Here is a 12,795-nt window from a genome sequence, read left to right as displayed (position 1 = left end):
ACAATAATATTAAAATTCCGCTTTTTTATGCTTTTTTTATAGACAAATCCTAAATTTGGCACTATATTAGTAAAGGTAAACGCTTACACACAAGCGTTCGCAATTATTTTAAGGGTTTAGGAGATTTTTTTATTATGCAAACTACAATGTCGTCATCAAAGGGGCAGCCAAAAGTTGTTAATCGTTGGCTAGTCATCTTTGGTACTATTCTTGTGCAATTGGGTGTGGGAACTTTTTATGCATGGAGCATTTTTAATACCCCAATATTACAAATGTTTGATCAATTAGTTATTGACGTTAAAACAGGTAATCCTGCTGCCGTTCAACCTCATCTGGGTTCAATTTCACTTATTTTTTCAATTGGGGCATTATCATTATCATTATCAACTATTTTTGTGGGTACGCTAGTTAAAAAATTTGGTGTTCGTAAGGTGACGATTACGGCAGGAATTATATTTGGATTAGCAACAATTATTGCATCAAGAGTTAATTCGGCAGATCAACTATGGCTATACTACGCTTCTGTTGGCGTTATGCTAGGGGCAGCTGATGGAATTGCTTATATGGCAACTCTTTCAAATGCTATTAAGTGGTTCCCTGAAAAAACAGGATTAATTTCAGGTATTTCTGTTGCTTTCTATGGTTTGGGTTCATTTATTTTTAAATACATTGATTCAGCTATTTTAGGCGATAACATTGTCCATAACTTACCATATGCTTTAATTGGTTGGGGTGTGTTATCAATGCTACTAATTGTTGGTGGTGCAATGCTTATTCATGATGCACCTGAAATCAAGACGACAAATGCCACAGACGATCCAACTCATCACGAATTTACAACTCGTGAGATGCTTCGCACACCGCAAGCTTATCTATTATTCATTACCTTGTTAACAATTTCTTTGTCAGTTTACCTAACTGGAATTGCAGCTAATTTGGGAACCAACTTAGCTGGATTAGACATTGCACAAGCTACGAATATTGTTGCTTTAGTTGCAATTGCTAATACTGTTGGTCGTTTCGTAATTGGATCATTATCTGATAAATTTGGTCGTAAGCCAATGTTTATTCTTTCATACGCTGTTACATTTATTGCAGTTGCAACATTAGCATTTAGTAGTCATTTGAGCGTTCCAGTATTCTATACAGCCATGATGGCAGTTGGTTTCTTCTTCGGTGGAACAATTACAGTTTATCCTACAATGGCCGGTGATTACTTTGGGCTAAAGAATCATAGTCAAAATTATTCTTTGATTTATCAAGGATTTGGTTTTGGAAGTTTAGCTGGTGCTGTTATTCTTTCATTAGCTGGCGGAAATCTATCTGTTGTCTTTAATGTTTATCTTGTGATGTTGGTTATTTCATTACTAATTTGGTTATTCATTAAAAAGCCAGTTTATCGTGGTTAATTAATTTATATAATATAAAACTTCTACGTCAAATAGCGTGAAAAATCGCAAAATTGTCCAGAAGAAATAAAGCTTATGAATTTAACAATTTTGTTAGATTCATAAGCTTTTTTAGTTAGTAAATCCATAAAGTTAGCATTTAATAATCCTATTCGTTGCTTGCCATCTTCTGACCATATTTTATTAGGCGGCCTATCTCCAAGTAGTAATCTAATAATGCGTAACGGCTTTGTAATTAACGTTGTGTAATTTACCTAAGTGTAGGGGGGTATCATATATCTATAGTTGCCATATTAAAACTATCCTCATTGCTACGACCATTTGAAGCAAAAGTTTACCGTTATACACAATTATAAAAAGCTATTTTTATGAAAAAAAGTAGCTTTTTATATGTTATTTCTTGTATAATATCATTTGTGATAAGCTTTGATTCAAAATAATTATTTTAGATGATATTTCAATAGGAGATTTTTTATGTCAACACAAACAAAAAAAGGACATTTGTTCCAGTTAACAACCTTTGATATTAAAGTTATTGGTTTAATTTTAATGGTCATTGACCATTTTCATCAAACTTTTGCGCCACTAGGTGCACCTAATTGGTTAGATTGGTTTGGTCGTCCTGTCGCAACATTATTCTTTTTCACAACCGTTCTTGGCTATTCATACACGCATAGTAAAAAGGGGTATATGCTTCGCCTATATATTAGCATGGTTGTAATGGCAATTTTAATGAATCTAACACAACATATTATTGGTTTTGAACAAGTACAACTAATTAATAATATTTTCCGTGATTTATTTATTGGAACGATTTTTATGGCTGGTATTGATCAATTCGAAAAAGTAAAACAAGGACAGGCAGCTAAACATATTGCACTTGGTATTGCACTATTCTTAATACCATTTTTGTTATCAGTCATTATGTTACCTCTCATGTCATCAGCCGGTTCAACTGGTCAAATGTTACTTATGCAAGTCTTGCTTGCATTAAACCCAGCCATTCTACTAGCAGAAAACAGTATTATGGTACTCCTAATTCCTGTACTGTACATTTTTCGTAATGTTCGTTGGGCACAATTATTAAGCATTGCTGTTGTGGCGCTTATTTACGGTTTGCTAGGATTGTCACAATGGATAATGATTTTTGCTATTATCCCGATTGCATTATACAGTGGGGCAAAGGGACGCGGTATGAAGTACTTCTTCTATATTTTCTATCCAGCCCATATCATTATTCTATACGCACTTGCCGCATGGCTTTATTAATTAATTGCAAAAAAGTAAGCAATACACGACATTTTGTCATGTATTGCTTACTTTTATTTATATATAACTATTTTGTATAACGGTAAACTTTTGCTTCAAATGGTCGTAGTACTGAACCTTGATCGTCCTTATAATTACTGATCAATACTTCTGCATTTTCAGGAACTTCATACTCACGTGTTTGTTCGTTCTCAGTAAAGTTATTAATAACTAATAACTCTTCATTATCACCGACACGCTTATAAGCGTAGACTTCAGCATCTTCTGGATCTAATAATTGGTAGTGACCTGTTGTGATAATTGGTAAGTCATGACGCAATTGAATCAACTTTTGATAGTAATAGAATACTGAATCCTCATCAGACAATGCAGCTTCTACGTTAATTTCATCGAAATTATTATTCATCTTTAGCCAAGGCGTACCATCGGTAAAGCCAGCATTCTTACCATCAGTCCATTGCATTGGGGTACGTGCGTTATCACGACCTTTATAATGAACATACTGTAGCAAAGTATCATCGTCAATCAAGTGTTCTTTATTAACCAGATATTCACGAGCATTTAAGATTTCAATGTCATTAAAGTCATCCCAGCCTAAGTTATAAGCATTTGTCATCCCAATTTCTTCACCTTGATAAATATAAGGAGTTCCTTGCATAAAGTGTAGGAGGGTAGCTGCCATTTTAGCTGATACAACACGGAATTCAGGCTTATCACTTCCATAACGGCTAACCGCACGTGGTTGATCATGATTATTCCAGTATAGTGAATTCCATGCTTTGCCATCCAATTCATATTGCCATTTGCTTAAGTTTTCCTTTAGCTTAGGTAATGAAACACGTTCATCATACCACTTACCTAAGGCATCATTTGGATTACCATCTAATTCAACGTGCTCGAATTGGAATACCATGTTTAGTTCTGAACCATCATTAGTAGCATATTGCTTGGCATTCTCAATATCAACACCAGATGCTTCACCAACCGTCATCATATCAGCATTATTCAATACCTTATCACGCATTTCTTGCAAGTATTGGTGAACGCGAGGACCGTTAGCAACAGCATGATTTGAGTTACCATATACATCACCTTCAGGCACTTTTCCATCAGGGTAACCATCAGGCTTTGAAATCAAAGAGATAACATCCATACGGAAACCGTCAATTCCCTTATCAACCCACCAATTCATCATATCCCAAATAGTATCACGCAACTTTGGGTTTTCCCAATTCAAATCAGGTTGTCCCTCAGCAAAGAGGTGAAGGTAGTATTGCCCGGTTTCTTCATCAAACTTCCATGCAGAACCTGAGAAGAATGATCCCCAGTTATTTGGTTCATGACCATCAACAGGGTCACGCCAAATATAGAAATCACGTTTATCATTATCTTTGCTTGAACGACTCTCAATAAACCATTGATGTTGGTCAGAAGAGTGGTTAACAACCAAATCCATTACAATTTTCAAGCCACGATCATGTGCTGCTGCCAGCAAGCGATCAAATTCTGCCATGTCACCGAACTCAGGGTTAATACTTTGGTAATCAGAAATATCATAACCATTATCCTTGTTTGGTGATTCATAAACAGGGTTTAGCCAGATAACATCAGCACCTAACTTCTTAACATAGTCTAGATGTTGTTCAACACCCTTCAAATCACCAATACCATCATTATTAGTATCTTGGAATGAACGAGGGTAGATTTGATAAACAACGGCCTTTTGCCACCACTTAATATTTTCTTCTGTCATTATGACCTCCTATAAAATCATTGTATTAATAAACTATTTTTACACTATATAATATAACACTGCTTAAACATCATCACGAACTAACCAAATTGCCAAACCACCAATAAAGAAGGCAATTGCGGCGATAATAAACATCTTAGCCATTGAACCACCAAGTGCTGGCAAAATCAAGAAACTAACTGAAGATGCCACAATTTGAGGAATACAAATAAAGCAGTTAAACAACCCTAGAACAATACCATCATGTTTACCATCTAATGCATTTGTCAAAATTGTAAATGGAATTGTAATTAAAGCAATCCAAGCAATTCCAAACAATGCGAAGGCAATGATAGAAGATAGCTTAGTTGTTCCAAATGCTATCATCAAAAATCCGATACCACCTAAAATCAAACTAACTGTATATGCAGGACGCCGTGTTTTCTTAGTAAGACGTGCAAAGAATAGACCAACAATAATAGCAACAACTGAATAAACTGCTTGTACAATTCCAAACCAGTTACCAGCTTCTTGGTAACCTGCTGAAGCAGGATCAGTTACGTGCCAAATATTTTCAGCTAAAGCACCCGTTGAATATGTCCACATATAAGGAATAGCAAACCAAACAAAGAATTCAACAATACCTAGTAACCAAAATACCTTTGGTGCACTACGCAAAACATTCATAATTGATGCTTTTTCATTTTGTTCTTCTTCAGAAATGTTGTGGTACTTAGCCATTTCTTCAGGGGTGTACTCTTTAACATTCTTAATTGTAAAGATAGCTGATAATGCCAAGATAATTGCTGAAGCATAGAATGAAATTTTAACAGACATTGGTACTTCACCACGTGGCGCAGTATTAGCAATACCTGAAACAGTTAAGATAAATGGGAATACAAAGGCAACCAAACTACCTAAACTACCCCAAACATTTTGCATCGACCATAACGAATTTGATTGCTTCTCATTAGCCATATCAGGAATAATCATCTTAAATGGTTGTTGAGAAACGTTTGATGCCAAATCCATAAACAACACTGTAACAGCACCAAACCAAAGTGCTGCAGCTGATCCAAATCCAAATCCAAATGAACCAGCATTAGGCAATAGTAACATCACAATAAATGATACTAATGTACCACCAATTAGATAAGGCATACGACGACCAAATTTTGGCAACCAAGTCTTATCAGAAAAGTACCCAACTAACGGTTGCATAATCATTCCTGCCAAAGGTGGTAGGATGAAAAAGAACCCTAAATTATTTGGATCTGCACCAATTGTTTGAAAAATACGACCCATACTTCCAGTCTGCATTGAAAAGGCAATCTGAGTTCCAAAGTATCCAAATGTCATCATAAACATTTGTAATTTTGATAGGTCAGGTAACCGATGTTTAACAGTCTGTGACACAGTGTCTTGTGCCACATTTACATCTTTAGTTTGATTATCCATTCGAAAATCCCCTCATATTATAAAAATCCATCAAATCTCCAAACGTTTTATGCAAACGTTTACGCAATTTATTGTAAGCGTTTGCATAAAAAATGTCAACTAGTGATTTAAAATAAAAAATAGCAGCACTTAAACGACTTTTGCTATCAAGTCAGTGTATAATAATACCAATAGCATAGTTAATATAGGAGTTATATATGGTAGTTACATTAAAAGACGTCGCCCAGGCGGCAAATTTATCAGTTGCATCTGTATCAAGAATTCTCACTAATCGTGGGCGTTACAGTGAAACTACTGCAAAGCGAGTTCGGGAAATTGCCCGAGAAATGGGATATTTTAAAAATCAAAGTGCAGCTGACTTGGCTAGTAAAAAAAGTCGAGCTGTTGGCGTTGTTGTACCATTAATTCATACAAATTTCGCAGATGAAATTATTAAAGGATTATATGAAGCAACTGTTGCATCCGGATATGAATTATTAATAACATATCTGGATGATAACGAAGCGCATCAAACGCAAGTTTTTAACACATTATTAACTCGGCAAGTGGGGGCTGTATTCTTATTATCACTAGATATTCCGGCATGGATGATGGCGCAATTAACGACACAAAGTATTCCAATCATTTCATTGACCACAATATTAAATGAACATATTTCTGCAGTTACTTCAAATGAATTTATTATGATGGATACACTAGTAGATCATTTAGTTTCAAAGGGGCACACTAATATTGCACTAATTGGGGATACAAAATTAACAACAAATATTTCAAGTGTTCGTCGACGCAATTTTATTGAATCTATGAAACAACACCAATTAACAACTGAAAATGCTTTTTTCTATGGTAATGACCACAGTTATGAAACGGGGTATCAAAGTGTGACAGAGGGGTATGATATTAATGCATTACCATTTACTGCAGCAATAGCAACGGCCGATCTTGTTGGTGTCGGCATTGTAAATGCAATGAATGATGCAAATAAAAGTATTCCAAATAGTTTATCAGTTGTGACAATTGATGGTCTCCAACTAACTGAAATGAGTCGACCACAACTAACGACCATTCAACAAAATTTTGCGGAAATTGGTCGCATTGCTATGAATCTTTTTATTGAAAATAGTATCGACCAGCAGCAACAAATTATTTATGTTCCTACTAAATTAATTGAACGTGATAGTGTCTTAGACATTAAGTAATAAACAAAAGGGGGCGTTAATGTTTTCAATACTACTACCAATTATCTATATCGCCTTTATCAGTCTTGGATTACCTGATTCACTGATTGGATCAGCTTGGCCAGCGATGCATGAAACTTTAAATGTGCCAGTTTCATACGCCGGTATTATTACAATGACAATTTCAGTGGGGACTGTCATATCTAGTTTGGCTGCTGGTTTTTTAAGTAAAAAGTTTCGTGCGAGTACCATTACAGCTGCCAGCATTCTTTTAACAGCCATTGCATTACTGGGGTTCTCTATATTTAATTCATTTACAATCATCTGGTTATTAGCATTACCTTATGGTTTAGGTGCTGGTGCAATTGATGCAACTTTGAATAATTATGTTGCCATCCATTATGCATCTAAGCATATGAGTTGGTTGCACGCTTTTTGGGGAATCGGAGCTTCATTAAGTCCATACATCATGGGATTTGCACTTACTAATCAACATAATTGGCAACTGGGATACAAAATAATTGGCATTATTCAACTTATCATTACACTTATTATTGTGATTAGTTTTCCGCAATGGCGTAAAGTAGAACATACGCAATCAGAAACCACCTTAACGGACAATTTAAAAGAGCCCATGACAATCACAACAAAAAAACCTATTCGTACAATTAAAGGTATCATACCAGCATTATTAACATTTATTGCATATGCTGCAGTCGAACAAACTAGTGGACTATGGGCTAGTACCTTTTTTGTATCATCACGACATATTAGCATCGATATCGCAGCAATGTTTGCATCTTTATTTTATATAGGTATTACCGTCGGTCGTTTAATATCAGGCTTTGTTGCCGATTATTTTACGGATAGACAACTTATTCATATTGGTATGTTTAGTGCTTTACTGGGTACAATATTATTGTTTATACCTTATCAGATTACAGCATTATTTGGATTATTGGTAATCGGCCTAGGCTGTGCACCAGTTTTCCCATCGTTAATCCATGCGACACCAACAACATTTGGTAAGAAAAACTCCCAATCGATTATGGGATTCCAAATGGCTAGTAGCTACTTAGGTACAACGTTTTTGCCACCATTATTTGGCATTATCAGTAGTCAGTTATCTACGAGTTATTTTCCGTTATATATTTTCATATTTGTGATCATTATGATTATTACCAGCTATAAAATTCCATTTAGTCAATTTTCAAATAAATAGGATATAAAAGTAAAAAATGATTATACTAGACTACGTATAATCATTTTTTATTGATAATTAATAATAAAAGAAAAGTTTTTTATTAAAAATATACTAGTTTTTAAATTGCTATAAACCGCAATAAATCGGGATACATAAAAGGGGTTATTGGTTAAAATCAATAACAAAATATTCGTCTATAAAAACACGTTTATTCTAGTTTACATAATATATATTATCGAAAGTTAACACTTCATAATTTTGACGTTTTTTTGTCACTTACAAAGTGTTTTTTGTCAGTATTTAGCCATGTTTTTAACAATTTAATGACATTTTACACTTCATTAGACTGAATTTGTACTTTTTACGATAATTTTGTAACTATTTTAGTTCTAATGTAATTAAACTCGTAAAAATCAAACTTTTATTTTAAGCACACAAAAATCAACCTCATCATGCTATTTTTTACACATAGCTATCAGGCCGCTTATAAACAATATTTTTTAATAATTCTATGATACTGATACTTTATACCGTCGTTGTTCTAATTCTTAAACGTCTTGTGGCACGTTTAAATAGATAATTTGGTGACCGTTGACTTTTAACGGCATGTGTCAATGGTTTACTGTTAATCTCATCGATTACTTGGTTAACTTGTTGTTGTGTGATATTACTAAACACTGGCGCGTAAGTTACGATTAGTGCGTTCATTGGTAGCACGTTCATAGGGTGCATAAGTATTGGCAACATATAAATCACCTAAGTAACACAAAATAAACTTCACCACACGGCTATTCACAAATTCATGACCATTATCACATGTGATTAATTTCACATATTACCCATACTGCCGTTCAAATTGACTAAGCACTCTAACGATTTCCAAAGCGCTTTTGGATTTCGCTTTAATGGCCACTTGATAACGTGCTTTACGTTCAACAAAAGTAATTAATAAGGATCCCTGATGATTACACCATCCATTTCCCAATGCCCAAAAGCGCGACGTTTATTAATTGACGTTGGTCGTTCATTGATACTTCTTCGTTGTCCAATAATCAGATTAGTTGGATATTTCAAATTATCCGATTTATGTCGGCTGTCCCCCGCCAGACTTCTCGGATAATTGTTGAACGAGACCTTTTTAATCTTTCAGCTATTTTACTTAAAGTATAACCTTTTTTAAGAGTAATTCGATTTTAATTCGTTCTTCATATGAAATTAGTTGATGCATAGTTGACACCCCTTCATCTTTTTAAATTTGATTAGTATTTTCCTTGTTCAATATCCCATTATAAAGTGTTGCTTTAACGACGTTGTCGGATAAAAACTCAAGACTCATCTAACCGTATAAAAATGGACATAGAATACCTTTCACAGCAATGATACATATGTCAACAAGGAGGCCCCTGATGCCCTACTTCATTTTAATTATCTTCTTTGCAATCTTTTAGGTGTTGTTTGGCTGGGCTATCAAAATCGTCGCCTATATATTTGGTATTATTTTAGACATTGCTAAGTTAGTATTAGGCCTGTTAGGAAAGTTGTTCATGATTTTATTAACATGGTTACTTTGTGGCATTGCCTTCTGTCTTGGTTGGTCATGGCGTTACGTGCGCAAAAAATGGCAATAACATCCACCAAATAATATATAAGTATCATTTTCTTTACTAACCATGTTATTTTTGATACTTTATGTAGTGTATATTATTTATCCGAATTGAAAAAAGAGGAGGTATACAAAATGAATAAAGTATCAACAATAGTCATAACTACTGCAACTACAGTTATTGGTGGAAGCTTATTATTTCATGATCCAGTATCTGCGGATACCACTAAAGTAAGTGGACAAGATTCAATCAAACAAAATTCCAATGAAATAATTCCAAGTTATTTGGAAAAAATTGCTAACCCGTATGTTTCATTTAATACAACCAATAATCAGTTTGTTCTTAACACAAATATCAAGAATGTTGTTACCGATAGTGAATTTAAATCTACAGAAGCACAAATAACTGCTACAAATAACGCAATTAGAAAATCTCTTCAAAGTAGTGATAACGTTATCGTTGAAGATCCTAAGGACAATGCATTTACTATTACCGACAGCAATAATAATTTGGTTAAAGCTGCTGGTAAAACAGATATAAAATTTCATTGGAACTATGCATGTATTTATTTGAGTAAACCCACACTTAAAACTGCTGTCGCTGTAGTTGGCGGTGTATATGCCCCTGCTAAAATTATTCAGGCAGCTTGTGGAATTGTTGGTTTGAACGTTAATAAAATTACGTCAGGAATTTGGTTTGACTATAATTATGCTGTAGGTGCTTTAGTAGGAAATGCAGGTATTCAATAACATGAAAAAAGTTTTAACTGATAGCGTTGAGGTTATGGGATGGATTTTTATCTTATTAATTATTGGCTCATTTTTCTTCCATAGCTTATTAACCCTAACTTTAGCCAACAAAATATATTTGCTTATCTTTTGGATAGCTGTGTTAATAGGTAATACGATTAGATTTGTCAAATCTCATTAATACCTAGTCTGAATATAAGTATTGGTCTAGATTGTGAAATTTTCTGCTTGTGAACTTGGCTGCCAGCGTAAAAATAAGTTTGTGAATTGACGTAACTGCACAAACCATTGACAAGCCCGTCAAATCAACAACTAACTATAACCATGGTTATGTCAACTTAAATTGGTCTAGGTATTATCAAACTAAAGGCTAGTACAATTTATTCGTATACAAAAAACCTCGTGCTTCCAACACGAGGTACAAATTGTTTCAAAATTATCACTATATTTTATTAATCAGCTTTCCTTTGAATCTTAAATAGCAAGTTCTCGAATAGATTAATAAACCTACCAACTAACAGAACTGCCATAATCGTGCCAATACCAATAGCAGCTATTCTCCTAATAAATATGAGACTTAGTACAATAGAAATAACAATCATTGTTAGATCAAAATACAATTTAATTTTTCCAAATTGTCTATTTAATTTCAAACTAATAACATTAACCACACCATCAGGCGGAATCAAGATAAAATTGGCTTGTACCATCATAAAAATCCCCAGTGCAGTAAAAATAATCGCAATAGACGTAACTATTATTTGAAGCAATAACGTATTTAAAGTTATTTTTTCTAGTCCAACTTGTAGGCCATAAAAGTCTACTATCCAACCGAATATAAATGATAAGACAAATTGTGCAATTACTTGCCACTTTAATTCTTTTAGCAAAATAAGTTCAAAAACAACTAATACTAAAAATATAAATGTCGTTGCCTGGCCTAGTGTAATAGGTAAAAACAAAGATAGTACCTGTGGGACTGAAACTAATGCACTAACACCTAACTTACCACAAGCAAATAGTACTGTACCCAATGCTAATATATTTAACCCTAGTATATAGATTAAGCTGCGCTTTAAATTAGCATGTACAACTTTACTCATTTATTGCACACCTCCATTCATAAATAAAAATAAACAATATATATTGTTACACTATATATTGTATAAAACAACTTATTAATTATAATAGCCAGCAAACGTGCAAAAATAACCAAATATTAGGTTCTACAATATTTGGTTATTTTTCGTAGCTATGCCATAATTTATATGTAAACAAAAAGCCCCGTGCTATCAACACGAGGCCACGTTTAATTCAGCAATAACAACCTTAATATATATTTATTAAAACTGCCTGATTCGTTAAAAAATAAGGCAGTTTTTAATTTATCTTACTTCTTTGGCTTGTCAAAGTTACTTACTATATTACTTATTTAACACTTTGAAACGTCTTGTTACTAATCAGCACGATGATCATAATAATCTTTTTCTTGCTGTTCCCAATTTATTTTATCTTCTTCAGTAATTTGTCGTAGCACACGAGCTGGGTTACCGACAGCTACTGTATTTGCTGGAATATCTTTGACCACCACAGCACCACCACCAATAACTACATTATCACCAATTGTAACGCCCGGGCCGACAAATACATTTGCCCCAATCCAAACATTATTACCAATTGTAATTGGTTTACCAAATTCTAAACCACGGACACGGACGCTAGCATCAATCGGATGACCAGCTGTAATCAAGCTCACTCGGGGACCAATCATAACATTATTACCAATGTGAACTTCACAAGTGTCTAATATTGTTAACCCCGTATTACCATAAAAAGTGTCACCAATATGTATATTCTTACCATAATCGATATAAAGGTTAGGTTCAATGTAACTATTTTTACCAATAGTGCCCATCATATCTTCTAACAGTTCTTGTACTTGATTCTCATCTTCATGCGCAACTTGATTATATAATGCTGCGCGGCGTTTTCCTGCCTTACGCCCTGCTATTAAATCTTTATCATCAGATTTATAAAGACTTCCTGATAACATTATTTCTCGTTCTGTTTTCATTATACTATCCCCCATTGTACAAATAGTTAAAGATGCCGTAATGTACACATTCCCATTACTAACAACAATAAATTGTAAACGCTTACGCACAAAAAAGCAACTGCATATTTTATAGTCA

General features: G+C 34.1%; 10 protein-coding genes and 1 pseudogene. 6 read left to right on the top strand and 5 right to left on the bottom strand.

Annotation, left to right across the window (positions count from 1 at the left end):
• Positions 1 to 134: 134 nt before the first annotated feature.
• Both G7Y65_RS03820 and G7Y65_RS03815 read left to right on the top strand, forming a co-directional pair.
• Positions 135 to 1,409, top strand: a complete 1,275-nt coding sequence (locus G7Y65_RS03820) for an OFA family MFS transporter (protein WP_042494024.1) — start codon at positions 135 to 137, stop codon at positions 1,407 to 1,409.
• Between the two features lie 474 nt (positions 1,410 to 1,883).
• Positions 1,884 to 2,678, top strand: coding sequence for a TraX family protein (locus G7Y65_RS03815; protein WP_042494022.1), 795 nt, complete (start codon positions 1,884 to 1,886; stop codon positions 2,676 to 2,678).
• 67 nt (positions 2,679 to 2,745) lie between these two features.
• Here the strand turns inward: G7Y65_RS03815 and G7Y65_RS03810 are convergent, their stop codons facing one another.
• Both G7Y65_RS03810 and G7Y65_RS03805 read right to left on the bottom strand, forming a co-directional pair.
• Positions 2,746 to 4,431 (bottom strand): glycoside hydrolase family 13 protein, encoded by a 1,686-nt coding sequence (locus G7Y65_RS03810; RefSeq protein ID WP_042494020.1) that lies wholly within the window; start codon positions 4,429 to 4,431, stop codon positions 2,746 to 2,748.
• Positions 4,432 to 4,494: 63 nt separating this feature from the next.
• Complete coding sequence (locus G7Y65_RS03805; RefSeq protein WP_042494019.1) at positions 4,495 to 5,868, bottom strand: SLC45 family MFS transporter; 1,374 nt, start codon at positions 5,866 to 5,868, stop codon at positions 4,495 to 4,497.
• 197 nt (positions 5,869 to 6,065) lie between these two features.
• On the opposite strand from G7Y65_RS03805, the gene G7Y65_RS03800 reads away from it, so the two are divergent.
• A complete protein-coding gene (locus G7Y65_RS03800) occupies positions 6,066 to 7,067 on the top strand; it encodes a LacI family DNA-binding transcriptional regulator (protein WP_042494017.1) in 1,002 nt (333 codons plus the stop codon).
• Between the two features lie 19 nt (positions 7,068 to 7,086).
• Positions 7,087 to 8,268: an MFS transporter gene (locus tag G7Y65_RS03795; RefSeq protein ID WP_137600529.1), complete on the top strand. Its 1,182-nt coding sequence runs from the start codon at positions 7,087 to 7,089 to the stop codon at positions 8,266 to 8,268.
• A 507-nt stretch (positions 8,269 to 8,775) separates the two neighbouring features.
• Here the strand turns inward: G7Y65_RS03795 and G7Y65_RS09580 are convergent.
• Positions 8,776 to 9,478: pseudogene (locus G7Y65_RS09580) on the bottom strand (IS30 family transposase).
• A 220-nt stretch (positions 9,479 to 9,698) separates the two neighbouring features.
• Here G7Y65_RS09580 and G7Y65_RS03780 point away from each other — a divergent pair.
• Positions 9,699 to 9,878, top strand: a complete 180-nt coding sequence (locus G7Y65_RS03780) for a hypothetical protein (RefSeq protein WP_141926751.1) — start codon at positions 9,699 to 9,701, stop codon at positions 9,876 to 9,878.
• A 110-nt stretch (positions 9,879 to 9,988) separates the two neighbouring features.
• The gene (locus tag G7Y65_RS03775; RefSeq protein ID WP_165314647.1) at positions 9,989 to 10,603 is read left to right on the top strand and encodes a hypothetical protein; all 615 of its coding nucleotides are present in this window, start codon (positions 9,989 to 9,991) and stop codon (positions 10,601 to 10,603) included.
• 452 nt (positions 10,604 to 11,055) lie between these two features.
• Here the strand turns inward: G7Y65_RS03775 and G7Y65_RS03770 are convergent, their stop codons facing one another.
• Positions 11,056 to 11,706, bottom strand: coding sequence for a YczE/YyaS/YitT family protein (locus G7Y65_RS03770; RefSeq protein ID WP_165314646.1), 651 nt, complete (start codon positions 11,704 to 11,706; stop codon positions 11,056 to 11,058).
• Between the two features lie 353 nt (positions 11,707 to 12,059).
• On the bottom strand, positions 12,060 to 12,677 hold the full coding sequence (locus G7Y65_RS03765; protein WP_150189764.1) for a sugar O-acetyltransferase: 618 nt from the start codon (positions 12,675 to 12,677) through the stop codon (positions 12,060 to 12,062).
• Positions 12,678 to 12,795: the final 118 nt, after the last annotated feature.

The sequence above is a fragment of the Weissella sagaensis genome, from assembly GCF_010306265.1.
GTDB classification, from domain to species: domain Bacteria; phylum Bacillota; class Bacilli; order Lactobacillales; family Lactobacillaceae; genus Weissella; species Weissella sagaensis.
Note: the sequence above shows the minus strand (reverse complement) of the source record. Positions and strands in the feature narration are given on the sequence as shown.

Bases quoted from the DNA above. Each gene is read 5' to 3' on its own strand.
- G7Y65_RS03820 (WP_042494024.1), top strand. From the start codon at position 135: ATGCAAACTACAATGTCGTCATCAAAGGGGCAGCCAAAAGTTGTTAAT.
- G7Y65_RS03795 (WP_137600529.1), top strand. From the start codon at position 7,087: ATGTTTTCAATACTACTACCAATTATCTATATCGCCTTTATCAGTCTT.
- G7Y65_RS03770 (WP_165314646.1), bottom strand. From the start codon at position 11,706: ATGAGTAAAGTTGTACATGCTAATTTAAAGCGCAGCTTAATCTATATA.
- G7Y65_RS03805 (WP_042494019.1), bottom strand. From the start codon at position 5,868: ATGGATAATCAAACTAAAGATGTAAATGTGGCACAAGACACTGTGTCA.
- G7Y65_RS03810 (WP_042494020.1), bottom strand. From the start codon at position 4,431: ATGACAGAAGAAAATATTAAGTGGTGGCAAAAGGCCGTTGTTTATCAA.
- G7Y65_RS03775 (WP_165314647.1), top strand. From the start codon at position 9,989: ATGAATAAAGTATCAACAATAGTCATAACTACTGCAACTACAGTTATT.
- G7Y65_RS03800 (WP_042494017.1), top strand. From the start codon at position 6,066: ATGGTAGTTACATTAAAAGACGTCGCCCAGGCGGCAAATTTATCAGTT.
- G7Y65_RS03815 (WP_042494022.1), top strand. From the start codon at position 1,884: ATGTCAACACAAACAAAAAAAGGACATTTGTTCCAGTTAACAACCTTT.
- G7Y65_RS03765 (WP_150189764.1), bottom strand. From the start codon at position 12,677: ATGAAAACAGAACGAGAAATAATGTTATCAGGAAGTCTTTATAAATCT.